This window comes from Hydrogenophaga sp. Root209, assembly GCF_001428625.1.
Classification (GTDB): domain Bacteria; phylum Pseudomonadota; class Gammaproteobacteria; order Burkholderiales; family Burkholderiaceae_C; genus Hydrogenophaga.
Genome location: NZ_LMIE01000012.1, coordinates 418,737 through 442,901, shown reverse-complemented (window position 1 = coordinate 442,901; position 24,165 = coordinate 418,737). Strand labels below are relative to the sequence as shown.

At 65.2% G+C, this 24,165-nt stretch carries 20 protein-coding genes and 1 pseudogene; 8 read left to right on the top strand and 13 right to left on the bottom strand.

What is annotated here, in order from left to right:
• Positions 1-166: 166 nt before the first annotated feature.
• Positions 167-328, bottom strand: a complete 162-nt coding sequence (locus ASE11_RS25800; protein ID WP_156406300.1) for a hypothetical protein — start codon at positions 326-328, stop codon at positions 167-169.
• Positions 329-372: 44 nt separating this feature from the next.
• Here ASE11_RS25800 and ASE11_RS10825 point away from each other — a divergent pair, with 44 nt between their 5' ends.
• Positions 373-1,455, top strand: coding sequence for a hypothetical protein (locus ASE11_RS10825; RefSeq protein WP_056270449.1), 1,083 nt, complete (start codon positions 373-375; stop codon positions 1,453-1,455).
• Positions 1,456-1,565: 110 nt separating this feature from the next.
• A complete protein-coding gene (locus ASE11_RS10820; RefSeq protein WP_056270446.1) occupies positions 1,566-2,648 on the top strand; it encodes a DUF6352 family protein in 1,083 nt (360 codons plus the stop codon).
• 4 nt (positions 2,649-2,652) lie between these two features.
• On the opposite strand, the gene ASE11_RS10815 is transcribed toward ASE11_RS10820, so the two are convergent.
• The 6 genes from ASE11_RS10815 to ASE11_RS10790 all read right to left on the bottom strand — a co-directional run bounded on the left by ASE11_RS10815 (position 2,653) and on the right by ASE11_RS10790 (position 11,759).
• Positions 2,653-3,534 carry a diacylglycerol/lipid kinase family protein gene (locus ASE11_RS10815; RefSeq protein ID WP_056270443.1) on the bottom strand — a complete coding sequence of 294 codons (882 nt, stop codon included), beginning with the start codon at positions 3,532-3,534 and terminating at the stop codon, positions 2,653-2,655.
• A 31-nt stretch (positions 3,535-3,565) separates the two neighbouring features.
• Positions 3,566-6,859 (bottom strand): fused isobutyryl-CoA mutase/GTPase IcmF, encoded by a 3,294-nt coding sequence (icmF, locus tag ASE11_RS10810; protein ID WP_056270441.1) that lies wholly within the window; start codon positions 6,857-6,859, stop codon positions 3,566-3,568.
• A 39-nt stretch (positions 6,860-6,898) separates the two neighbouring features.
• The gene (locus tag ASE11_RS10805; RefSeq protein ID WP_056270436.1) at positions 6,899-7,789 is read right to left on the bottom strand and encodes a PPK2 family polyphosphate kinase; all 891 of its coding nucleotides are present in this window, start codon (positions 7,787-7,789) and stop codon (positions 6,899-6,901) included.
• A gap of 135 nt (positions 7,790-7,924) precedes the next feature.
• Positions 7,925-9,964: a TRAP transporter large permease gene (locus tag ASE11_RS10800; RefSeq protein WP_056270433.1), complete on the bottom strand. Its 2,040-nt coding sequence runs from the start codon at positions 9,962-9,964 to the stop codon at positions 7,925-7,927.
• Positions 9,961-10,581: a TRAP transporter small permease subunit gene (locus ASE11_RS10795; RefSeq protein WP_056270430.1), complete on the bottom strand. Its 621-nt coding sequence runs from the start codon at positions 10,579-10,581 to the stop codon at positions 9,961-9,963. Before ASE11_RS10795 ends, ASE11_RS10800 begins: the two co-directional genes overlap by 4 nt.
• Before the next feature lie 59 nt (positions 10,582-10,640).
• Entirely contained in the window at positions 10,641-11,759 is a 1,119-nt protein-coding gene (locus tag ASE11_RS10790; protein ID WP_056270426.1) for a TRAP transporter substrate-binding protein, read from the bottom strand.
• 296 nt (positions 11,760-12,055) lie between these two features.
• On the opposite strand from ASE11_RS10790, the pseudogene ASE11_RS26565 reads away from it, so the two are divergent.
• The 3 genes and pseudogenes from ASE11_RS26565 to cqsA all read left to right on the top strand — a co-directional run.
• Positions 12,056-12,736: pseudogene (locus tag ASE11_RS26565) on the top strand (MBL fold metallo-hydrolase); the annotation flags it as partial.
• A gap of 24 nt (positions 12,737-12,760) precedes the next feature.
• Positions 12,761-13,180 carry a rhodanese-like domain-containing protein gene (locus tag ASE11_RS26560; protein ID WP_235501254.1) on the top strand — a complete coding sequence of 140 codons (420 nt, stop codon included), beginning with the start codon at positions 12,761-12,763 and terminating at the stop codon, positions 13,178-13,180.
• A gap of 178 nt (positions 13,181-13,358) precedes the next feature.
• Positions 13,359-14,606 (top strand): alpha-hydroxyketone-type quorum-sensing autoinducer synthase, encoded by a 1,248-nt coding sequence (gene cqsA / locus ASE11_RS10780; protein WP_056270419.1) that lies wholly within the window; start codon positions 13,359-13,361, stop codon positions 14,604-14,606.
• Here the strand turns inward: cqsA and ASE11_RS10775 are convergent.
• Positions 14,594-15,580: a response regulator gene (locus ASE11_RS10775; RefSeq protein ID WP_056270415.1), complete on the bottom strand. Its 987-nt coding sequence runs from the start codon at positions 15,578-15,580 to the stop codon at positions 14,594-14,596. The genes cqsA and ASE11_RS10775 overlap by 13 nt on opposite strands.
• A 7-nt stretch (positions 15,581-15,587) precedes the next feature.
• The gene (locus ASE11_RS10770) at positions 15,588-16,820 is read right to left on the bottom strand and encodes a sensor histidine kinase (RefSeq protein WP_235501247.1); all 1,233 of its coding nucleotides are present in this window, start codon (positions 16,818-16,820) and stop codon (positions 15,588-15,590) included.
• Between the two features lie 183 nt (positions 16,821-17,003).
• Here ASE11_RS10770 and ASE11_RS10765 point away from each other — a divergent pair, with 183 nt between their 5' ends.
• Positions 17,004-17,672, top strand: coding sequence for a helix-turn-helix transcriptional regulator (locus ASE11_RS10765; RefSeq protein WP_056270410.1), 669 nt, complete (start codon positions 17,004-17,006; stop codon positions 17,670-17,672).
• Between the two features lie 174 nt (positions 17,673-17,846).
• Positions 17,847-18,617 (top strand): type III pantothenate kinase, encoded by a 771-nt coding sequence (locus ASE11_RS10760; RefSeq protein WP_056270407.1) that lies wholly within the window; start codon positions 17,847-17,849, stop codon positions 18,615-18,617.
• On the opposite strand, the gene ASE11_RS10755 is transcribed toward ASE11_RS10760, so the two are convergent.
• Positions 18,614-20,203: a wax ester/triacylglycerol synthase family O-acyltransferase gene (locus tag ASE11_RS10755; protein WP_414842441.1), complete on the bottom strand. Its 1,590-nt coding sequence runs from the start codon at positions 20,201-20,203 to the stop codon at positions 18,614-18,616. The two genes, ASE11_RS10760 and ASE11_RS10755, sit on opposite strands and share 4 nt — an antisense overlap.
• Before the next feature lie 134 nt (positions 20,204-20,337).
• Between ASE11_RS10755 and ASE11_RS10750 the strand changes: the two genes are divergently transcribed.
• Positions 20,338-20,592 (top strand): acyl-CoA-binding protein, encoded by a 255-nt coding sequence (locus ASE11_RS10750; RefSeq protein ID WP_056270405.1) that lies wholly within the window; start codon positions 20,338-20,340, stop codon positions 20,590-20,592.
• A gap of 3 nt (positions 20,593-20,595) precedes the next feature.
• Here ASE11_RS10750 and ASE11_RS10745 read toward each other — a convergent pair whose 3' ends face one another.
• The 3 genes from ASE11_RS10745 to ASE11_RS10735 are packed head-to-tail and all read right to left on the bottom strand — an operon-like array spanning position 20,596 to position 24,081.
• Complete coding sequence (locus ASE11_RS10745) at positions 20,596-20,919, bottom strand: polyhydroxyalkanoic acid system family protein (protein WP_056270402.1); 324 nt, start codon at positions 20,917-20,919, stop codon at positions 20,596-20,598.
• Positions 20,920-20,939: 20 nt separating this feature from the next.
• A complete protein-coding gene (locus ASE11_RS10740; protein ID WP_056270399.1) occupies positions 20,940-22,031 on the bottom strand; it encodes an aminopeptidase in 1,092 nt (363 codons plus the stop codon).
• Positions 22,032-22,038: 7 nt separating this feature from the next.
• Entirely contained in the window at positions 22,039-24,081 is a 2,043-nt protein-coding gene (locus ASE11_RS10735) for a molybdopterin-dependent oxidoreductase (protein ID WP_056270396.1), read from the bottom strand.
• Positions 24,082-24,165 lie beyond the last annotated feature (84 nt).

Here is a 24,165-nt window from a genome sequence, read left to right as displayed (position 1 = left end):
TCGCACCGCTACGCCTGCCTGGTCTCCGTTGCCGTCACCTTGGGTGCATGTGGTGGCGGTGACGCTGATGCCGCGACCCTGGGCGACAACGCTTCGAACCTCGTGTTCGATCCGGTCCAGGCACCGCTACTGCTCGCTCAGGCTGAAACCAAAACTCAAGCTCAACTCATTGCCGAAGGCCGAGCCCGAGTCCTGGCCGCTCAAGCTCTGGCTGAAGCGGAAGTTCGAGCTCTGGCTCAGGGTCAAACTCCTGTGCCAGCACCAGCACCAGCACCAGCACCAGCACCAGCACCAGCACCAGCACCAGCACCAGCACCAGCACCAGCACCGGTCCCTTCGGCAGGAACCGCTTGCGACACAGCCCCGGGCCGTGTGCTGAACGTTGGCGTCGGCAAGACCTATGCGGTGCCCAGTGCGGCAGCCGCAGTGGCGCGCGACGGCGACGTGATCCGCATCGCCGCCGCGGACTACCGCGGTGATGTCGCCACTTGGCGCAACAACAACCTCACGCTCTGCGGTGTCGGTGGTCGCGCCCGGCTGTTTGCGGATGGCAAGAATGCCGGCGGCAAGGGCATCTGGGTGGTGTCGGGTACCAACGTCACGATCGACAGCGTCGAGTTCCACAATGCCACCGTGCCCGACCGCAACGGAGCTGGCATCCGTGCCGAACACGGGGGCTGGCTTCGTGTGCGCAACAGCGGCTTCTTTGACAACCAGAATGGCATCCTGACCCACAACACCGCCGGTACCAGCCTGATCATCGAAGGCTCCGAATTCGCGCGCAGCCTGGTGGCCGGGGGCCTGGGGCACAACCTTTATGTGGGCAGGATCGACCGCCTCACCGTCACGGGCAGCTATTTCCACGAAGCCAACAGGGGCCACAACCTCAAGACTCGGGCGCGCGAGTCGATCATTGAAAACAATTACTTCATGGACGGCCCCACCGGGACCTCCAGCTATCTGGCGGACTTTGCCGAAGGCGGGCGCGTGGTGCTCCGTGGCAACCTGTTCCACAAGGGTCCCAATGCGCAGAACCCCAGCGCCATCAGTTACGGCTCCGAAGGACTTCTGCATTCCGTCAACACGCTGGCAATGACGCACAACACCATGGCGATTACCCGATCGGGTGGCGCCTTTCTGCAGGTGCGTACAGGCACCCAGTCGGTGGTGCTGAAGGCCAACCTCTTTGCCGGTACCGGCAATCAGGCGCTGATGGTGGGGACGTACGCCAGCGGCAACGCCGTGCAGACCGGCAACGTGAACGCTCTGGCGAACCAGATCCCCGGTGCCGCCAACATCGCCAGCCCGAACTTCTGGCCCAACGCCAGCTTGCAGGCTTCGCTGACTTTGGGGAGCGTGCTCGATGCCACCTACGTTCGCGATACACCTCGGCCGTTCCAGCTGCGCGCCCTGAGCAGTGCTCGCAAGGCGGGGGCGCTGCAGTCGGCACCTTGACGCCGGGGAGGGGGGAGCGTCTGTGGTGCAGGCAAGCCCGCGCGTGGTGAACGACAATGCAGGCCCTTTGTGTTCCTGCGAGACCCGCCCACGCGCTGCGGGTGGATGTCATGCCTTCCCACGCCTTCCCCATCTGGACTCCCTGTGGCTTTGATCACCTGAGGCGCAACCCGCGAGGCTGGCTGGTGCCCACCGACGCCTACTGGCGCCTGTGGCTGCAGCGGCCCGAACTGGCCTTGGTCGAGGAGTCGTGTTCGGCCGAGCAGGCACTGCATGCCTCGCTCGTGGAAGCGCCCACGCGTGCCGTGGCACAGCACGAACTCGATGCCTTTGAGGACGCCGATGCCCGCGCCAACCACCGCTTGTTCCTCGGCTTTCGTGACGCGGTGATCGCGGCCGGTTCATTGGAGGCCGCATACGCCGGCTTCTTCAAGGCCGGCGCGATCCAGATCCCGCCGCTGTTCCTCGATCTGGTGGTGCAGGCCATGGTGTGCAACCTGCTCGAGGGTGTTGACGATGCCTGGCAGTGGCGCGCGGCCGAGATGCTGTTTCGCCGCCAGCGCGTGCGGGTGCAGGACGGGCGCGTGCTCAGTGGTGACAGCGAGGTGCTGGACATGCTCAATGAGACCGGCGGACTCGGTGCGGTGGGCCGTCTGCTCATGCAGAGCGGCGCGGCCATTCCCGAGGTGCAGATCGAGGTGCTGGGTGATGACAACGCCGCACGCTACCTGGGCAGTCGAGCGGGCAACGGACGTTTCAACTTCGTGCTCGACCTCACGCACGAGATCCAGCGCGAGCTCTCGCACGGTCTCACGCTCACCATGAACCGTTCGCAGTCGGGTTTGAAGGCGCTGGCGGTGGTGCTGCAGAAGTGGGTGCGGCATTTCCACGGCGTGGCGGTGCAGGTGCAGCCCGAATCGCGGGTGGAGGACACGGCGTGGCGCTGGCACCTGGGGCTGGACGCCGAATCCACTGCCTTGCTCAACGACCTGTACCTCGGCCACGACGTGGAGCCCGAACGGCAGCAGCGCCTGATCAGTCTGTTTCGCCTGGGCTTCGACGATCCGCAGGTCATGCGCGCCGACGTGCGCGGCAAGCAGGTGTACCTGGGCCTGGCGATGAACGCCGAGGGCCTGATGAAGATCAAGCCGCAGAACCTGCTGCTCAACCTGCCGCTGGCAGCGGTTGCCTGAGGACCTAGATTCCCACCACCGGCAGCACACCCGGCAGCACGCTCATCCGCAAGTGCCGGGCGTATCCCAGGAACTCGCCGTCGGCGGCCAGGGGCAGGTCGGTATCGCTGATCACCGTGAGCGTTTCGAACGCGCGGGTGCTGATGCGGCTGTGGCCGAGGTGTGTGCCGGTGAGCAGGCGCGGCAGCATGGCCAGCGCACCCAGGCGACCGAATGGCCCGGCCAGCAGCAGGTTGAGCAGACCATCGTTGGTGCGCGCCGCCGGCGCGGCCGGCATGCCGCTGCCGAAGGTCGATGTGTTCAGGCTGGAGGCAAAGAGGGCGGGGCCGCTGTGCAGATGTTTGCCGTTGGCCGTGACGTCCAGCGTCCATGTCTGCAGGTGGGCCAGCTCGACCATCGTGGCCCACAGGTAGCGCGGCAGGCCGCCGAGCCAGCGTGGGCCCGTGAGCGTGCGCAGCACCACGGCGGAGTCGAAGCCGGCGGTGAAGCTGGAGAGAAACAGGGCCCGGTACTCGCGGCCATGGGGATCGCGCCATTCGGCACATCCCACGTCCATCGGGCGCGTGTCGGCGTTGAGGGCGTGCACCAGGGCGGCCAGCGGCGCCCGGCCGTGCAGACCGAGCGAGCGGGCCACGTCGTTGCCGCTGCCCACGGGCACCACACCGAGTTCAAGGTCGTTGTGCAGCAGGGCAGGCAACCAGCGGTTGAGCGTGCCGTCGCCGCCCACCGCCACCACACGGCTGCCGGCGGGCAGGCTGGCCAGCAGGTCGAGCGCATCGACCACATCGCGCGGCGCGTGCAGGGCCACGTCGGGCGGCAGGGCGGCCTGCAGCGTGGGCAACAAGGCCGCCGCCCGTCCGCCCTGGGCGTGCGGGTTGAGCAGCACGCAGCGCTTCGCGCCTGTTCTCAAATGTTGCTCACATGTTTCGGCGGTACTGGCCGCCCACCTCGAACAGTGCCGAGGTGATCTGGCCGAGCGAGCACACGCGCACCGCCTGCATCAGCACCTCGAACACGTTGCCGTTTTCGATCACGGCCTGGCGCAGTTGCTGCAACATGGCGGGCGATTCGGCTGCGTGCAGCGCGTGGAACTCGGCCAGGCGCTTGAGCTGGTTTTGCTTCTCTTCGTCGGTCGAACGGGCGAGTTCCAGCGTGTCGGGGGTCGCATCGCCGTGCGGGTTGCGGAAGGTGTTCACGCCCACGATCGGGTACTCGCCCGTGTGCTTGAGCATCTCGTAGTGCATGGACTCGTCCTGGATCTTGCCGCGCTGGTAGCCGGTCTCCATCGCGCCCAGCACGCCGCCGCGCTCGGCAATCTTCTCGAACTCCTGCAGCACGGCCTCTTCGACCAGCTCGGTGAGCTCGTCGATGATGAAGGCGCCCTGGTTGGGGTTCTCGTTCTTCGCCAGGCCCCACTCGCGGTTGATGATGAGCTGGATCGCCATCGCGCGGCGCACCGAATCTTCGGTCGGCGTGGTGATGGCCTCGTCAAAGGCGTTGGTGTGCAGGCTGTTGCAGTTGTCGTAGATCGCGATCAGCGCCTGCAGCGTGGTGCGGATGTCGTTGAACTGGATTTCCTGCGCGTGCAGCGAGCGGCCGCTGGTCTGCACGTGGTACTTCAGCTTCTGGCTGCGTTCGTTGGCGCCGTAGCGGTCACGCAGGGCCACCGACCAGATGCGGCGCGCCACGCGGCCGAGCACGGTGTACTCCGGGTCCATGCCGTTGCTGAAGAAGAAACTCAGGTTGGGCGCGAAGTCGTCGATGTGCATGCCGCGCGCGAGGTACGCCTCCACGAAGGTGAAGCCGTTCGAGAGCGTGAACGCGAGCTGGCTGATCGGGTTGGCGCCGGCTTCGGCGATGTGATAGCCCGAGATCGACACCGAGTAGAAGTTGCGCACGTCGTGGTGCACGAAATACTCCGCGATGTCGCCCATCACCTTGAGCGAGAACTCGGTGGAGAAGATGCAGGTGTTCTGACCCTGGTCTTCTTTCAGGATGTCGGCCTGCACCGTGCCGCGCACATTGGCCAGCACCCATTCGCGGATCTTGGCGGCTTCGGTGTCGGTGGGCGCGCGGCCGTTCTCGGCCTCGAACTTCTCCAGGTTCTGGTCGATGGCGGTGTTCATGAACATGGCCAGGATGCTGGGCGCCGGGCCGTTGATGGTCATGGAGACCGAGGTGGCCGGGTGGCACAGGTCGAAGCCGCCGTAGAGCACCTTCATGTCGTCCAGTGTGGCGATGCTCACACCCGAGTTGCCCACCTTGCCGTAGATGTCGGGGCGTGGGTCGGGGTCGTTGCCGTAGAGCGTGACCGAGTCGAACGCGGTGGACAGGCGCTTGGCCGGTGTGCCGGCCGAGAGCAGCTTGAAGCGTGTGTTGGTGCGGAAAGCATCGCCTTCACCGGCGAACATGCGCGTGGGGTCCTCGCCCTCGCGCTTGAAGGCGAAGGTGCCGGCGGTGTAGGGGAAGCTGCCCGGCACGTTGTCGAGCATCAGCCACTTCAGGATCTCGCCGTGGTCCTCGTACTTCGGCAGCGCGACCTTGCGGATGGTCGTGCCCGAGAGGCTCTTGGTGGTGAGCGCGGTGCGGATTTCCTTGTCGCGAATCTTCACGACGTACTCGTCGCCCGCGTAGGCCTTTTGCATGTCGGGCCACTGGGTCAGCAGCTTGCGCGCGGCCGGGTCCTGGTCGAGTTCGCGCACTTGCGCCAGGTCGATCACGGCCTCCGCGGCGCGTGAGCGCTCGGGCTTTTCCACGCGCAGCATGCGGGCGCTTTCGGTGAGCTGCTGGATCTCGCGCGCCAGGCGGGCCTGTTCGATCGCCTTCTTCTTGTAGCCACGCACCGTGTCGCTGATCTCGGCGAGGTAACGCGTGCGCGCGGGCGGCACGATGGGCGTCTGGTTGGTGCTGTGGCGGACCTTGACAACCGGCAGGCGACCCTCTTTGAGCGGCAGGCCGAGCTCGCCCAGCTTCGCCTTGAGCGCCTGGTAGAGCGCGGTCACGCCGTCGTCGTTGAAGCGCGCGGCCATGGTGCCGAACACCGGCATCTGGTCGGGCGGCGTGCTCCAGGCCTCCTGGTTGCGCTGGACCTGCTTGGAGACGTCGCGCAGGGCGTCGAGCGAGCCCTTGCGGTCGAACTTGTTGATCGCCACGAAGGCCGCGAAGTCCAGCATGTCGATCTTCTCGAGCTGGCTGGCGGCGCCGAACTCGGGCGTCATCACGTACATGGGCACGTCCACGTGCGGCACGATGGCCGCGTCTCCCTGGCCGATGCCCGAGGTCTCCACCACGATCAGGTCGAAACCGGCGCACTTGCAGGCGGCGATCACGTCGGGCAAGGCGGCGCTGATCTCGCTGCCGAAGTCGCGCGTGGCGAGCGATCTCATGTACACGCGCTGGCCCTGCTGCCACGGGTTGATCGCGTTCATGCGGATGCGGTCGCCCAGCAGGGCGCCACCGCTCTTGCGGCGCGAGGGGTCGATGGAGATGACGGCCACGCGCAGGCTGTCGTCCTGGTCCAGGCGCAGGCGGCGGATCAGTTCGTCGGTGAGCGAGGACTTGCCCGCGCCGCCGGTGCCGGTGATGCCGAGCACGGGCACTTTCTTGCTCTTGGCCTGTTCACGCAGCGCCGAGACGATGGCCGCATCCGCGTTGCCGTTCTCCAGCACCGTGATCAGCTGCGCCAGCGCGCGCCAGTTCATCTCGCCCTGGCCTTCAATCGCTGCCAAAGACGTCGGCGCAAAGGGACTCAAGTCGCGGTCGCAGCGCATCACCATCTCGCCGATCATGCCGGCCAGGCCCATCTTCTGCCCGTCTTCGGGGCTGTAGATGCGCGTCACGCCGTAGTCCTGCAGCTCGCGGATCTCGCCGGGCACGATCACGCCACCACCGCCGCCGAACACCTGGATGTGTTCACCGCCCCGGCTCTTGAGCAGGTCGACCATGTACTTGAAGTACTCCACGTGACCGCCCTGGTAGGAGCTGATCGCGATGCCCTGCGCGTCTTCCTGCAGCGCGGCGGTGACCACCTCGTCGACCGAGCGGTTGTGGCCCAGGTGGATCACCTCGGCGCCCATGCCCTGCAGGATGCGCCGCATGATGTTGATGGCCGCGTCGTGCCCGTCGAACAGGCTGGCGGCGGTGACGAAGCGCACCTTGTGCGTGGGGCGGTAGTTGGCCAGGGCCTGGAATTCGGCGGCGAGGTTGCTCATGGTGTCTCTCTCTGTCGGTGTCAAAAACGGTGCCCGGCTTCAGGCGATCTTCAGCCCGGTCAGCTTCGGGTCTTCGGGGGGAAAGCGCAAGTCCAGCGCCTTGAGCGTGTCGCGCACGAGGGTGGCGATCATCAGGTTGCGGTGCGTCTTGGAGTCAGCGGGCACCACGGTCCAGGGTGCCCAGGGTGTGCTGGTGGCGTTGAGGAAAGCTTCGTAGGTGCTCTGGTAGTCGTCCCATTGTTTGCGCACATCGAGGTCGCCCAGGCTGAATTTCCAATGCTTCTCGGGATCGTCCACCCGCTCCTGCAGGCGCTCGCGTTGCTCGTCCTTGCTGATGTGCAGCATGAACTTGAGGATCACCGTGCCGGTCTCGGCCAGCAGGCGCTCGAAATCCTTGATGTGTTCGTAGCGCTGCAGCGTCTGCTGCGGCGTGATCCAGCCATTGACCACCGGTACCAGCACGTCTTCGTAGTGGCTGCGATTGAAGATGGTCATCTCGCCGGCGCCCGGGACCTTCTGATGGATGCGCCAGAGGTAGTCGTGATCGCGTTCGGCTTCGGTGGGCGCTTTCCAGCCCACGGTGTGCACGCCCAGCGGGCTGGTGCGTGCGAAGACGCCTCGCACCGTGCCATCCTTGCCCGAGGTGTCGGTGCCCTGCAGCACCACCAGCAGCTTGTAGCGGCCGTCGGCATAGAAGAGGTTCTGCAGCGCGTCGAGCTCTTCGGCGATTCCGGCCAAAGCGGCCTGATCGGTGGACTTGCTGCCGCTGGAAAACGGCTTGGCGTCGGGTTTGAACGATTTGAGCGAGACGCCCTTGGCCTTCTTGTTGCCGTTGCCCGGACTCACCTGCCAGTCCTGCCATGTGCTGCCCTTGGCGGCCAGGATGGCCCGGGCGGGAAAAGGCAGGGCGTCGTCGTTCGGGCTGGGCATGGGTTCCGTTCGGTGCACGGGCGCTGTTTTGCGAGCCCGTTTTGGTTGACGTTTACGTAAACGTAATGTTAACGCGTTTGGGCAAAAAAAGGGGCGCTCGCGCGCCCCTGTTCTGCGTGGTTGCGGCCCGCCGGATCAGCGGTAAAGCACCTGTGGCAGCCACATGCCGATGGCGGGGAACTGGTACAGCAAGATGATGGCCAGCACCTGGATGCCCATGAACGGCAGCATGCCGGCAAAGATCTGGTTCAGCGTCACGTGCTTCGGCGCCACGCCCTTCAGGTAGAACGCGCTCATGGCCACCGGCGGACTCAAGAATGCGGTCTGCAGGTTCAGCGCGACCAGCAAACCGAAGAACAGTGGGTCCACGCCGAAGTTGTCCAGGAGCGGAACGAAGATAGGCATGAAGATCACGATGATCTCGGTCCACTCCAGCGGCCAGCCGAGCACGAAGATGATCACCTGCGACAGGATCAGGAACTCGGTCTTGGACAGGTTCATGCTCAGCACCCAGGTCTCGACCAGCTCCTGCCCGCCCAGCAGTGCGAACGCCGCCGAGAAGATGGCCGATCCCACGAACAGCCAGCACACCATGGCGCTCGTCTTGGCCGTGAGGAACACACTTTCCTTGATCACGCCGAAGGTGAGTTGCCGGTAGGCCGCTGCCAGGACAAATCCACCGAATGCGCCGACGGCCGCTGCTTCCGTGGGCGTGGTAAGACCAAAGACGATGGATCCCAGCACAGACAGGATCAGCACCAACAGCGGGAAGAAGCTGGTGAGCAGCATCTTGAAGACTTCCAGCCGGGTGAAGCTCAGGATGGCATAGAAGATCACCATGGCCAGCAGGCCCACGGCCAGGCCGATCCAGAAGCTCATGGACGCGGGCTTGGTGGTGGCCACCGGCTCGGCGGTGTCACCCGCTGGCGCGGCGGCTGCCGCTGGCTCGGCCACGGCATCAACTGCGGGGCCTGCGGCCGGGGCGTCTTCTTCGGCGCCTGGTGGGGCTGCCACGGCATCGGCTTTCGCACCGGGTGGCTCGGCCACCGCATCGTCGGACGGGGGTTCTGCCAGGCCGCCTGCTTCTGAAGGAGGTTCTGCCAGACCACTCTCTTGCGCCGGCGGGTCGGCCAGGCTGCCCTGGTAGTCGTTTTCGTCCACGCTGGCACCGCTGCCCATGGGCTGCAGTTCGTCGTAGGTTTCCACCGGCACCACGGTGGTGGCGCTCTGGTAGCTCATCACGGCAACAGCGGCGAACAGAATGGCCGGCAGCAGGGCAATGCTCAACTGGCCCAGCAGGTACTTGGTGGACACGTCCTGGTTGCGCTTGCCCTTGAGTGCCTTGATCAGGTTGGACACAGCCCAGCCATCACCGGTGGCACCAACGGCCGTGAGCCGTGGCGGCAGCGGCACGAAACGCTGCGCCATGGTGAGTGGGGGCGCCCAGTCCGGTTTGATCTTGGCCATGATGATCACGTACACGATGTACAGACCGGCCAGCATGATGCCGGGGAAGAAGGCACCGGCGTACAGCTGCACCACCGACACACCGGCGGTGGCGCCGTACACGATCAGCAGCACCGAGGGCGGGATCAGGATGCCCAGGCAGCCGCCGGCGGTGATGACACCGGCGGACAGGCGCACGTCGTAGCCCGCGCGCAACATCTGCGGCAGGGCCAGCAGGCCCATGAGCGTGACAACCGCGCCCACGATGCCGGTGGCGGTGGCGAACACGGCGCAGGTCACCAGCGTGGCCACACCCAGCGAACCGGGCACGCGGGCCAGGGCCAGGTGCAGGCTGCGGTACAGCTTGTCGATCAGGTTGGCGCGCTCCACGAGGTAACCCATGAACACGAACAGCGGAATCGAAATGAGCACGTCGCTGCCCATCACCGAGAACGCACGCTGCACCATCAGGTCCAGCGTCTGTTGCATCGCGCCCGCGGCCGATTGGTCACCCGAGTGGTAGGCGAAGAACGCGAACATCATGCCCATGCCCATGAGGGTGAAGGCGGTGGGGAAGCCCAGCATGATGGCAACCACCACCAGCGAGAGCATCAGCAGGCCGTAGTGGCCGTTGGTCATGGTGTCCACACTGAACACCATGGTGATCGCGGCGACACTGATGATCGCCATCAGCACGAAGCCGAACCAGAGTTCTTTGCGGATCGTCATTTCTGGCCACCCTTCTGCGGAGCCAGCTGCTCCAGGTCGGCGAGGTCAGCGTCTTTCACGTGCACCATTTCCTTGAGTTTTTCGACATCGACTTCTTCCACGTCCTCTTCCCGCTTGGGCCATTCGCCCGTTTGCAGGCAGATCACGCAGCGGATGATTTCCACAATCCCCTGCAGCAGCAGGAAGGCTCCCGCGATCGGCACCACGAACTTGAACGGGTAGACGGGAATGGGATCGGCGTTGAAGGTCTGCTCGCGGATGGCGAGCGATTCGTTGGCGAAGAACCAGCCGGCGTAGGTGAGAGCCACGATACCGGGCAGGAAAAAAAGGATGTAGAGGGCAAGATCCCAGCCGGCTTGCGTGCGCGGGCTAAAGAATCCGTAGAGCACGTCACCGCGCACATGGCCGCTCTTGGCCAGCGTGTAGGCGCCCGCGCTCATGAAGAGCACGCCGTACAACATGATCTGGGCGTCGAGCACCCAGGCGTGAGGGGTATTGAGCACATAGCGGGAAAACACTTCCCACGTGATCAACAGCGTGAGTCCGATGACGGTCCAGGCGCAGGCCTTGCCGAACCAGGTCGACAGGCTGTCAACGGCCAGTAATAGTTTTTGCATGTGAATTTCCAGAAACAGAAAGGGGCGCCTGCAGGCGCCCCGAGTTCAGCAAAGTCCGATCAGGACTTCTTGGCGCCTTTGCCGAAGTAGTGGTTGTAGGCCATCTTGAAATCGACCAGGTAGTCGTTCTGCCACTGGCCGGCGCGCTGGGCGAATGCCTTCTGCGAGTCCAGCACCTTCTTGAAGATGGCGTTTTCTCCGGCCTTCTTTGCAATCGTCTTGTCCCAGGCTTCGAGCTGCGCGCGCAGGATCGGGTCCGGTGTCTTGTAGAACTTCACGCCTTGCTTCTTCAGCTCGATGTAGTCCTGCGAGTTGCGCTGGATGGCCTTCCAGCTCATGTCGGCGCTGGCCGCTTGCACGGCGTAGTCGACGATGGCCTTCAGCTCGGCCGGCAGGGCATTGAGCTTGGTCTTGTTGAACAAGATTTCGAACTGTTCGCCAGACTGGTGGAAGCTCTGCAGCATGCAGTTCTTGGCCACGTCGGGGAAGCCCAGCAGGCGGTCCGACGATGCGTTGTTGAACTCGGCTGCGTCGATCAGGCCGCGGTCCAGCGCGGGCACGATCTCGCCACCGGGCAACGGATTGACCGCGGTGCCCATTTCGGTGAACACGTCAACGGCCAGGCCCACGGTGCGGAACTTCAGGCCCTTCATGTCGGCCACTTTGGCCACGGGCTTCTTGAACCAGCCCAGCGGCTGCGTGGGCATGGGGCCGTACAGGAAGGAGGTCACGTCCAGATTCAGACTGGCGTAGATCTCTTCCAGAAGCGCCTTGCCGCCGCCGTAGTTGTGCCAGGCCAGGACCATGTTGGGATCCATGCCGTACGCAGGGCCGGAACCCCACAGGGCGAGTGCCGAGTTCTTGCCGTAGTGGTAAGCCACCACGCCATGGCCGCCGTCCAGCGTGCCTTTGGCCACCGCTTCGAGCAGCTGGAAAGCCGGGACCACGGAGCCGGAGGGCAGCACTTCGATCTTGAGCTTGCCCCCGGCCATGTCGTTGACCTTCTTGGCGAAGTCCTGGGCGTACTCGTGGAAGATGTCCTTCGAGGGCCAGGTGCTCTGGAAGCGCAACGACGTGGTCTGCGCGGTCGCAATCATCGGCACCGACATGGCGCCAGCCGCAACGGCCGCGCCTTTCAGCATGCCGCGGCGTGACGTCACGGTTTTCTTGTCTGACATGTGTTTGTCTCCAGTCTGGGTTGAGGTTTGTGCATCATGCGGCCCGCAGCTCGCTCCCCTCGACAGGGTTTTCACCGACCATGATTCCTTTGGCTGACGTTGCTGCTTTCACAGGCCTTGAATAGCGTACAAAAAGCCACTTAAAAGCGGGTTCATCCGATATCTGTATTCGGCATTGTTCTGTTGAAAACCGCTGCGTCAGCAGGATGTAAGCCCAGTGCAAGTTTGCATGCTAACAACGTCGCATTCGACTTGGGTCACATCCACAGAGTCCAGCCGGTGGCATGCTATGCATCATGAAACCAATTCAGCTCTTCGATGCCGCCTCCAGCACGTTCACGTACGTGCTGTTCGACCAGATCACCCGCGACGCTCTCATCATCGACCCGGTGGACGAACAGATCGAGCGAGATCTCGCCGTGCTTCGCGAGTACGGCCTGAAACTGGTCTGGACGGTGGAGACCCACGCGCACGCGGATCACATCACCAGCGCCGGCAAGCTGGCCGAACTGGCAGGGGCCAAGACGGCGGCGCCACAGGGTTGCGGCATCGGTACCGCCGGAGTGCAGCTTGCCCACGGCGACACGCTGAGCTTTGGCGGCGAGGTGCTGCGCGCGCTGCACACGCCCGGTCACACCGCTGGCAGCATGAGCCTGGTCTGGAGGCACCACGTCTTCACGGGCGACACGTTGCTCATCGGTGGCTGCGGCCGCACCGATTTCCAGTCGGGCAGTGCGAAAGAGCTGTACCACAGCATCACCCAGGTGCTGTTCGATCTGCCGGACGACACCACCGTCTGGCCAGGACACGACTACCACGGGCGCCACCACTCCACCATCGGCGCCGAGAAGAAGCACAACGAACGTGTCGCGGGCAAGAGCGAGTCCGAGTTCATCGCCTTGATGGAGTCGCTCAACCTCCCCAGGCCCCGGCGCATGGACGAGGCTGTGCCCGCCAATCTCATGTCGGGGCAGCGCCACGACGCGGGCGGCGTCGTGTTCATGGAGCCCCGGCTCGCGGCCGGTCCGCACGCGGGCAGCTACGCGGGCGACGTGACGCCGCAGCTGGCCTGGCAATGGGTGCAGGCCGGCGAGGCTGTGCTGGTGGATGTGCGCACCGATGCCGAGCGGGAGTGGGTCGGCTTCGTGCCGGGCGCGGTGCCGGTGGCCTGGAAGCAGTGGCCCGGGATGGCGATGAACCCCGACTTCGATGCGCAGGTGCGCCAGGCGGCGGGTGGCAAGAAGATCGTGTTGTTGTGTCGCAGTGGCGTGCGCTCGATCGCCGCGGCCAAACGCGCCACCGAGCTCGGCCTGGAGGCCTACAACATCCTGGAGGGATTCGAGGGCGATCCGGATGCGCATGCGCACCGCGGGCAGCAAGGTGGCTGGCGCCACCATGCGCTGCCCTGGCGCCAGAACTGAGCGCTGAAGCGCGCGGGGTCTGTGCCACCGATGTGGCTTGCCGGCAACCGCTGGTCGCGCGAGCTGCCCGCAATTTGAGAAGAATGCCTCACAACCCCTGTCAGGGTTGACAGGGTTCGTGTGTTTTTTCACGAATTTTTTTTTTCAATGGGGTTTTCCATTCCAAAAGGATTGCTCCATGACGTTGTTGGCCTGCTCTCGGGAAAAAGCACCCTCCTGCCCACCGATCTCCGACCATCTGGCGGGGCGCATTCAGCGCGAATTCACCACCCGTTGGGACACACTCTGGAGCGGGCGCTCACTGTTGCATGGTCGTGAGGCGGGTCCCGGCGCGGTGCGGCTCAACGGCAACGACTACCTCAGCCTCACCGGCCATTCCGAGATCGTTCAGGCGCAGACGCTGGCGATCAAGACCGACTCCGAGTTCGTCATCCAGTCCGGCGTGTTCCTGCTGGACGAGCATCCAGCGCGCAAGCTCGAACTCAAGCTCGCCCACATGCTTGGTCAGGAAGACGGTCTCATCTGCCAGTCGGGCTACGCGGCCAACCTGGGTCTGCTGCAGTCCATCGCTGACGAGAAGACCGTGATCTACATGGACACGCTGGCCCACACCTCGCTGTGGGAAGGTGCGCGTCGCGCCGGGGCCACCACCCACCCGTTCCGTCACAACGACGCCGAGCACCTGGACCGGCTGGTGCAGCGCCACGGCGCCGGTGTGATCGTGGTGGATTCGATCTACAGCACCACGGGCGCCGTGTCGCCTCTGGTGCAGGTGGTGGAGGTGGCCGAGCGGTGGGGTTGCATGACGCTGGTGGACGAATCGCATTCGCTGGGTACGCATGGTCCGCAGGGCGCGGGCCTGTGCGCCGAGCTCGGCCTGAGTCACCGGGTGCACTTCATCACCGCCAGCCTGGCCAAGGCGTTTGCCGGACGTGCCGGTTTCCTGAGCGTGCCCGCGGCCATGCGCAACTACGTGCTGAGCACCAGCTATCCCAATATGTTCAGCTCCTGCCTGCTGCCGCACGAGATTGCCGCACTCGACGCCACGCTGGACGTGATCCGCCGCAGCGACACCGAGCGCGCGCGCCTGCACGCCCACACGCGCCAGTTGCGCGGCATGCTCAGCGATCTGGGCTACCCGATCCACCAGGGAACCGAACAGATCATCGCCCTGGAGGCTGGCACCGAACCGGCCACTATGGTGCTGCGCGATCTGTTGGAGGAGCGGGATGTGTTTGGCGCCGTATTCTGCGCGCCCGCCACCAGCCGCAACCGCACCATGGTGCGCCTCACGCTGCACGCTGCGCTCACCGATGCGGAGCTGGACCATGTGGCCGCCGTGGCGCGCGAACTGGCGCCCATGGTCAAGCCGTGGGACTGGCCCATTGCGCGGCGCGCCCGCGCGGCGTGCGCTCAGTTGTCCTGAACGCTGCGGTGGCCTTCGGCGTCCAGGAAACGCCGGTAGCCGTAGATGGGGTGCGGCAGGTCGGTGGCGTCAAGTGAGAACACCGCCGCCGTGATCAGCTTGTCATCACCCAGGCTGAAGGCCGGCGAGGTGCGCACCGGCCCGCCCAGATTGAGTTGCTGGTGCAGTTCCACCGCAGCCAACTGGTTGCCCGCCTGCACAGCGCGCACCACGTCGAAGCCCAGCCCGGCCGAGCCCGCGAGTTCGGCCAGGTCACCCAGGCTGCTGGTGGGCTCCAGCTGCAGCCAGTGGGCATCGCCCGCGCCGTCGAGACCGATCAGGCCAAACGGCTCTCCCAACACGGCGTACTCGACCCAGTTCTGAGTGGCGAAAGCCTGCAGGGCCTGCGCGATGGACGGAATCTGCAGCAGCGATTGTTGCGACGGCTGCAGCGCGCTACGCCACAGGGTGTTAAGGCGTGGGTGCGGCGCGTGCATGAGCTTGCGCAAGACACCCATAAGGTGACGCGTGATGTCGGTGGTCTGTTTGGGCACGAACTGGTCGATCAGACCGTTGTTGAAGGCCTGGATGGCGATCTGCTCGTCGGCCTGGCCGGTCAGCAGCACGCGCGAACCAGGCCAGTCCAGCAAGGTGTTGAGCACCTTCAAGCCGTCGGTGCCGGGCATCGCATAGTCGACCACGCAGGTCTTCACCAACTGGTAGCGTGCCGGGTTCACCGCCCAGTAGCGCAGGATCTGCGGCAGCAGCGGCTGTCCCTGGCGCCAGCGCTCGATCATTTGCAGTTGCAGCATCGCGTCGGCTTCCCACCGCGCCGGCTCCTGCTGCATGCGCTGCGCAAAGCCCGACGGCCGAGAAAACAGCTCCACCTGCCAATGCGTCGGAATCACCATACCGAGCATGTCGAGGTAGTCGGTGTCATCGTCGAGGAACAGGATGCTGCCGGGACGGTGGAATAAAGGGATCGTCAGTGCCATCAGATCGTCAGCGAGTGGAGGATGAAGTCGCGGGAGTCGGGGTCTGGATCGGGAGATCGATCATGAAGACCGCGCCCAGGCCGGGTTCGGAATGCACGCTGAGATTTCCCTGCGCCGCCTCCACCACGTTCTTGCAGAACGTCAGACCCAGGCCGTTGCCGGCACCTGCCAGCGTGGAGAAGAACGGTTCGAAGATTCTCGTCTGCTGTTCGTGGGCGATGCCGATTCCGTCGTCAGATACTGCAATGCGGCCTTTGCCGTGGTGCACGCCCACGTCCAGCCGCAAGTCGCCCGGGCTCGGTGCATTGCTGGCCGAGGCCAGCGCGTGCAGTGCGTTCTTCATCAGGTTGGTGAGCACCTGAGAGAACAACTGGCGGGAGGCAACGAAGTGAAAGTCCTGCTGGATGTGCACTTGAACGCAATCGCGCTCCCGGGACGAGCGGTAGGGGTAGTGCAACACCACGTCCTGCACCAGCTCCGCCGCGCGGATCGATGACTTGTCGCGCGGCAGCCGAGTCAGTTGTGCATTCGATATCTGGGTATCGATCTGGCGGTTCATGCTGCGCACCAGGTTTTGGAGCCGTGTCGCCAGCTCGTCGAACTTCTTCTGCTTGGCCTCCGGCAAGTCGTACTGCGACAGGTTGCGCAGCACGTCGCCCATCAGGTGCACCGTGGCCAGCGGCGTGCGCAGCTCGTGCGCCATCACACCCATGGTGCTCAGCGTGTTGATCAGGCGCGTGCGGCGCAAGTTGGCGCTGGAGGCCCCCAGCATCACGGCCGCGCCCCATGCGAAAGCCAGCACCACCAGATGATCGGGCCGTGTGGCGGCTTGCGTCAGCGGTATCCCCAGCATCTGAGTGAGCCCCAGGCTGAGCCCCGCTCCCCCGACAACCCCCACTGTGGCCACCCGCCAGTCGGTGAGGTGGTAGTAGATCACCAGCATGCAGGAAACACTGGCCAGCCAGACGTCGTTGCCCTCGTTGAGCCAGTACATCCAGGAAAAGAACATCGGCAGCTGCAACCAGCTGGCCAGGGAAAAAATCCAGATCGTGGCCTTGGAGGTGAGGTCCCGATTGACCATGCCGAAGAGCAGCGGGATGCCCAGACTGGCCATGGCCAGTCGGGTGGGCACGCTTTCGTAGGGCTGCGGCAACAGGTCGATCCAGATCCAGCCAAACGCGATATGGCCGAGAATGGTGAACGCGCCCAGGTACTGCAACCGTGCACGGGATGGGTGCAAAATGGGTTCCAGGGGTGCATGGACCACCTCGTCCAGCAACCACCTCCACAGGCGCGCTTTGGCGCTGTGCAACCTCAACCGGTCCAGAGGCAATATGTACTCCTTCGATTGTCGAGCACCCGTTGCCCGCACCGGCTGCCCAAACACGTACCGCATTGTCTGTGCAACAGGCTGTTTCAAACCATGACCTTACCTGTCAACTTTGACAGTGTCAGCCTGGACAGTATCCTGGCCGACTGGGTCTGCGCCTTGCATGACCAGGGCGTTGAGGCCGTCATGGTGCTGGGCCCGGCGCCCACCGGCGGAAGAGACGAGCGTGAGGTGCTGGCGGTGCACCCCCCCCGATTGCTGTCGGCTGCCCAGGCGCTGGCCGACAGCCGCGATTTTGGGGCCAGTTGGCGCGAAAGTGATGCGCCCCTGGTGGCCTGGCAAGACATCTCCAAATCGGTCTTTGAACAATCCAGCCGCTGGCGACGCCTGTGGCTTGCGCACGGTTACCAGACGCTGGTGCGCGTGGCATTCAGCCTGCCCGCCGGTCGCGCCTTTGAATGTTTCATGTTCAGTCCCCGGGCGTTTGCCGATCGCTCCGAAGCGGCCGCGCTGGCCTGGTCGGCCTTCAACATCTGGCCCATGCTGCGCCGTGCCATCGCTGAAGCGCGCGTGGGCCTGAGCCCGCGCGAGCTGGAAAGCCTGAACATGGCGTTTGAAGGGCTGACGGCGCGGGAAACCGCCGCGCGCATGGATTGCTCCGAGCGCACGGTGAACTACCACCTGGCCAACGCCATGGGCAAGCTCAAGACCGACAACAAACTGGCGGCCGTGCAACGTGCCTGCTGGATCGGTCTGATTTAATTAGGCCCCCACGCTCCCCGGCTGCGCGTGGTCCGCTGCCCCCCGAGGGGGCTGGGCCTGCCTTGGGGGCGGCCCGGCGGCTGGCCCGTTGCCACACTCCACACTTCGCTGCTGCGTTCCTATCGATGTTGCAGTGCGCAAACTCCCCCCGGTTTGCGTGGTCATAATCCGCGCATGACTTTCCTGGCCTTGGACGTTGGCAACACCCGCCTCAAATGGGCCTTGTACGAGGAGCCGCGTTCGGGTGCGCGTCTGATTGCCCAAGGCGCGCAGTTCCTCGAAAACATCGAAACCCTGGCCGAGGGTGATTGGGCCGACCTGGCCGCGCCGCGCTGGGTGTTGGGGTGTGTGGTGGCGGGCGATGCGGTCAAACGCCGGGTTGAAGAACAGCTTGAGCTGTGGGACGTGACTCCGCAGTGGGTGGTCTCCAGCAATGCCGAAGCGGGGGTGACCAACGGCTACGACCACCCGGCGCGGCTCGGATCGGACCGCTGGGTCGCCATCATCGGCGCGCGCCATCGCTTGGTCTCGCGGGGCCTGGCGCGGCCTTGTGTGGTGGTGATGGTGGGCACCGCCGTGACGGTGGAGGCCATCGACACCGACGGGCGGTTCCTGGGCGGCATCATCCTGCCGGGCCACGGCATCATGCTGCGCGCGCTCGAGTCCGGCACGGCCGGCCTGCACGTGCCCACCGGCGAGGTGCGCGACTTCCCCACCAACACCAGCGACGCGCTCACCAGCGGCGGCACCTTTGCCATTGCCGGCGCGGTGCAGCGCATGGTGGACAACCTGCGCCGCCATTGCGGCGATGAACCGGTGTGTTTCATGACCGGCGGTGCCGGCTGGAAGATGGCCCCGAGCATGGCGCTGCAGGTCGAGCTGGTGGAGGGTCTGATCTTTGACGGGCTGCTGGAGATGGCTGCGCGCCGCCTGGCCTTGGCTTAGGCTTTGGCCTCACCCCAGGGCAGCATCAAGGTCAAGGTCAGCAAACGCCTGAACTCCGGCTCGAACGCGTCGATGATGCGCTGAGGCTCCGGGCACAGCGTGGTGTCCGCCATCACGCCGAACTGCACGCCACCGCCGTAGCTCAGGATCGACACACCCAGCCCCACGGTCCCTGTCTGCGGCACCCAGAACATGTTTTGCTCCAGCGTGGAGCCGCACACCTTGAGCTTGGCGACCGGGCCCGGAACATTGGTCATCACCGCCGTGGTCTTGCGGCCAAACAGGCTGAGCAGCGCATCCTGCGCAGGCTTGACCAGCAGGCCAGCCACCGACAACAGGGCGAAGGTCAGCAGCGGCTGCAGGCTGCCTTTGAGATCGTTCATGCGCGAACGCACGGTGAACACGCGTTCCACCGGGTTGGTGCAGCCAATGGGCAGCACCAGGGGCACGAGGCCAAAACGGTTGCCCAGTTTCCAGGCATCTTCCATCGGGCGCAGGTTGATCGGCACCATGGCGCGGATCTCCTTGCCCTGCGTGTCGTCGCCCATGGCATTCAGGTAGGCGCCGATGGCCCCGGCCACGCAGGCCAGCAACACGTCGTTGACGGAGCAGTTCAATGCTTTGCTGATCGCCTTCACTTCGTCCAGTGGGATGGGTTCGCACCAGGCCACGCGTTTGGTGTTGCCGGGCTGGCCTTTGAGCCGCGTGGGTGAGTCGTCGGGCATGAGGGCCAGCGCGGCCACGTCGCTGGCCAGCTGGCCTCCCATGCGGGCCAGATCCACCGCCTGGCCGAGCGAGTCGGTCAGGCTCTGCTGGGGTGACGCCAGCATTGCAAACGATTTGGCAGCGCCCCCGCCAGCGGCTTCAAGCGCCTTCGCGGTGAGGTCGCCGAAGGGCCGGATCAGCGTGTCGACCACCCAGTCTTCGGCCCCGTCCAGGCCCGGCTTGGGGGTCTTGTGGCTCTTGCGCTGCGGCGGTGCACCGCCACCGTCGACCAGACTCATCATCACCCCGATGAGTGCAATGCCGTCGGCGATGCAGTGGTGGATGCGTGCGACCAGCGCCGAGCCACCGTCGTACTGCTCGATCAACTCGAAGCGCCACAGCGGGTGCTGCCGGTCCAGTGGCTGCATGGCGAGCTCGGCCACGCGGGCCTGCAGGGCGTCCTGTTCGCTCTGCGCGCCGGTCCGCGAGAGCCGGTGCGCCACCACGTGGCGGTCCAGGCGAAAGTCGGCGTCGTCGATCCAGTGGGCGCCGGTGGCGTCTTCGCGCGCCGCCTGCACGAAGCGGCGGTAGGGCAGCATCCGCTCCCGCACCCGCTCGCTCAAGGCCGCCAGGGTGATGCCCGGCTTGAGGATCCACACACCCATGATCATCATGAGGTTGGACGGTGAATCCATGCGCAGCCAGGCCGTGTCGACCTTGCTCATGCGCTCACCTTCCAGCCCGAGCGTGCTGGACAGCGCCTGCTTCACCGCAGGCAGCACGCCGGCCGGCGCGCCGTTGATGGCGGTCTTGCGGGGCGCGCGGGGGCGGGCGGCACGCGCCGCAGGGGTGCCGCTGCGGGCGGCGACGCGTTGAACCATGGATGCTCCTCGGGTGGCTGTGCGGGTCTTGGCTTGTGGGTCTATTGTGCAGAGGCCTCCAACCGTAAGATATCGGGAGAGCCCTAAGCCCGCTGCGGGTTGGTCAGGCGATCATTTCAACAACAGGAGCATTCATGGCCGATCTCAAGTCCCTATTCGAAGCCGCGGTGGCGAATTCCAAGAACCTGAGCGAGCGCCCCGACAACGCGACGCTGTTGAAGATCTACGCGTTGTACAAACAAGCCACGGAGGGTGATGTCGAAGGCAAGAAGCCCGGTTTTGGCGACATGGTCGGTCGCGCCAAGTGGGACGCGTGGAACGGTTTCAAGGGCACCGGAAAAGATGACGCGATGCAGCAGTACATCGACCTCATCCAGAGCCTGAGCTGATCCTCAGCCAGCCTTCTTCTTTTTGGCGGCCGGCTTCTTCGCCGCCAGCAGTTCGTCGAGGTTCTTCACGATTTCGCTCTCGATGCGGTCCTTGAAGGCGCCCAGCAGGAAGCCCAGGCGCGCATCGAGTTCAAACTTTTCCGCCGACACCTTGAGCGTGCCACTCACGCCCGAGCGGGTGAACTGCACTTCGTCGCAGTCGCCACCTTCTTCATAGGTGCAACTCATGTCGAAGTCGTTCTCGGCCTGTTCCGCCCAGCGCCAGGCAAGTTTGCGCGCAGCGCCCATGCCGAGTTGGTGATCGCGTTCGATGTGGATGTCGGCCATGGGTGTCTCGCGTGTTGTTGTCAGGGGCAGTCGTGGTGGTTGGCTGCGAAGGCGGCTGGTGCCAGCTCTCGCAGGGCGGCCTGGCGCTCTTCTTTCGGGCGATGGGCCAGCGCGCGCACCGCATCATAAAACCGCGTGAAATCGCGGCCCTCGCGCTCGAACAGCGCTTCAAACGCGGGCACCCAATCGTCGTAGGCCGCCTGCGCAGCAAAGGTGGCGTTGTTGGCCGCCGCCACAAAAGGGTCGTAACCGGCGTAACCGTTCCAGCCGGCTTTCAGGCGCTCGTACTGTTGCCGGAAATCGGCCATGGCGACGGCTTTGCGTTGCAGCTTGGTGTCATCCAGCAGGTGGGCATCTTCATAAATGGCTTTGAGACGCTCGCGGGTGGAGCGGGTGAGGGCGCGGAAGGCGCGGCGGCGGTTGTCGAAGGTGGCGTAGTCGGCGCGGGCCTGGTCGGTTGACCGGTTGAGCCACCGGGCCCCGCCAAGCCGCTCGACCGTGGTGGCGAACGACTCGTTGAACGCGGTGTCGTTCTGTACGTAGACCACCTGGTGCGAGAGCTCGTGGAAGATGATGCGCGCGAGCTCGCCCTCGGGGTACGTGATGAAGGTGCTGAGCAGCGGGTCGCCGCCGGCCCAGTTCATCCAGCCCAGGGTGGAGTAGGCCTGAACCGGGTAAACCGCCACCTCCAGCGCCTCGTCCAGGCTGTCGGCGAAGGACCGTGCATCCGACTCCAGAAAGTAGCCGCGGTAGCCCACGCAACCCGCCACCGGGAAGCACCAGGTCTCCAGTGTGAGCGAGAGCGCAGGTGCGGCCACCACGTTGTAGACAGCGGCGCGTCGCTGCAGGTCGGCGTAGCGGTGGTAGCTGGCGTTGTCGGGCAGGGCGAGCTCGCTCACCGCGAACTGGCGGATGCGCCGGGCCTTCTCCAGCCGTTCCTTGAGTCTGGACGGAGCGGCTTCGTCGGCCAGCCAGTCGTCGACCGGGCGCGCGGCCTGCATCAGTTTCAGGTGCCCGCTGACCGACTGCCAGTAGTAGCCCACGCCAGCCGTGTTGCTCGCGCAGCCGGCGCTCAGCATGGCCATGAATGCGAGTGCCGGCAACCGCTTCATGGCGACCTCAGGGCACGCTGGCCACTTCGACCAGACAGTCGTAGAACACCGGACCACGACCCATGTCGGTGAGCTGCTGGCTGGTGACTTCGTTCACGTTGGTGCCCGCTGGTCCGAGCTTGCGCCACCAAATGCCCAGGCCGTTGACCACGCCGGGCCGCGCCCGTGTCGACACCTTGGCCTTGCAGCGGTATTCGCCACGGTCGTTGAACACACGCACCATATGGCCAGTCTCGATGCCGCGCAGGGCGGCGTCGTCGGCGTGGATCTCCAGCAACGGTTCGCCTTCGATGTCGCGCAGGCTCTGCACGTTGACGAAGCTGGAGTTGAGGAAGTTGCGCGCCGGTGGCGAGATCATGGCCAGCGGGTAGGCCGGCGACGAGCCTTGCAGTTCGTGGTTGGGCAGGTGGTCGGGCAGGCCGTCCATGCCCTGCGCGGCCAGGCGCGTGCTGAAGAACTCGCAGCGGCCCGAAGGCGTGGGGAAGCCGCCGTTGGCATACGGTGCTTCGGGCACCGGCAGGGTGGTGAAACCCTGGTCGAGCAGTTGCTGGAAATCCACCGCGTTGCCAAATGCGGTGCGGCACAGGGTCTCGTCGTCGTCCTGAAAACACGGATCGTCAAAGCCCATGCGCGCGGCCAGCGCGCGGAAGATGTCGGTGTTGGTGCGGGCCTCGCCCACCGGTGCGATGGCCGGGCGGTTGAGCAGCACGTCGGTGTGACCGTAGCTGGTGTGGATGTCCCAGTGCTCCAGCTGCGTGGTGGCCGGCAGGATGATGTCGGCGTGGTCGGCGGTGTCGGTTTTGAAATGCTCCAGCACCACGGTGAACAGGCCCTCGCGCAGGAAGCCTTGCACCACCTTGCCCGATTCGGGTGCCACCGCCACCGGGTTGCTGTTGTAGACGATCAGCGCTTCGATCTTGGGCCCGAAGCCGGTCGAACCTTCGTTGAGCAGATCGTTGCCGATGGTGCTCATGTTGATGGTGCGCGGGCTTCTGCCGGCCAGCAGGTCGGGCCGGTGCAGGGCTGCGCGGTCCACCGGGAACTGGCCCGAGCTGGAGAGCAGCAAGCCGCCCGCGGGCTGGCGCCAGGCGCCCACCAGCGCGGGCAGGCAGGCGATGGCACGCACCGCGTTGCCGCCGCCGCGCACGCGCTGCATGCCGTAGTTCAGGCGGATGGCGGCCGGCTTGGTGGTGCCGTATGCGCGCGCCAGATCGGTGATCTGCTGCACCGGGATGCCGCACACCTGTGCCGCGCGCTCGGGGGGCCACTGCAGCGCGCGCTCGCGAAGACCCTCCCAGCCCAGCGTGTGCTGCGCTATGTAGTCGTGGTCCAGCCAGTCGTGCGTGATGAGCTGGTGCATGAGCGCGAGTGCCAACGCCGCGTCGGTGCCCGGGCGCAGGGCGATGTGTTCGTGGCACTTCTCAGCCGTCTCTGAACGACGCGGATCGATGCAGACCAGCCGCGCGCCGTCGCGCTTGGCTTGCTGGGCCAGACGCCAGAAATGCAGGTTGCTGCCGATGGAGTTGCTGCCCCAGATCAGGATCAACTTCGATGTCGCAAAGTGCTCCACCTTCATGCCGACCTTGCCACCCAGCGTCTGCACCAGCGCCTCGCCGCCAGCCGATGCACAAATGGTGCGCTCCAGAAACGAGGCGCCGAGCCGGTGGAAAAAGCGCGCGGCCATGCCTTCACCCTGCACCTGCCCCATGGTGCCGGCGTAGCTGTACGGCAGAACGGCCTGCGGGTCTCGGGCCGCAATGGTCTTCAGGCGGTCGGCAATCGTGTCCAATGCGTCGTCCCAGCTCACGCGTTCGAACTGCCCGCTGCCCTTGGGGCCGGTGCGTTTGAGCGGGTGCAGCAGGCGCTCGGGGTGGTAGGTGCGCTCGGTGTAGCGCGACACCTTGGTGCACAGCACGCCGTCGGTGTGTCGGTGGTCGGCGTTGCCCTGCACCCGCACGGCCACGCCGCCCTCCACCGTGGTGACCAGGGAACAGGTGTCGGGGCAATCGTGGGGACAGGCACCGCGGATCGTGAGCGCAGTCGTGTTCATCGGATGGGTGTTGCCAAAAGGAGTCGGTACGTCGGGATGGCAGGGCGCTTGCTTTACCCTGCTCGGTGTCCAAATCAGCATATC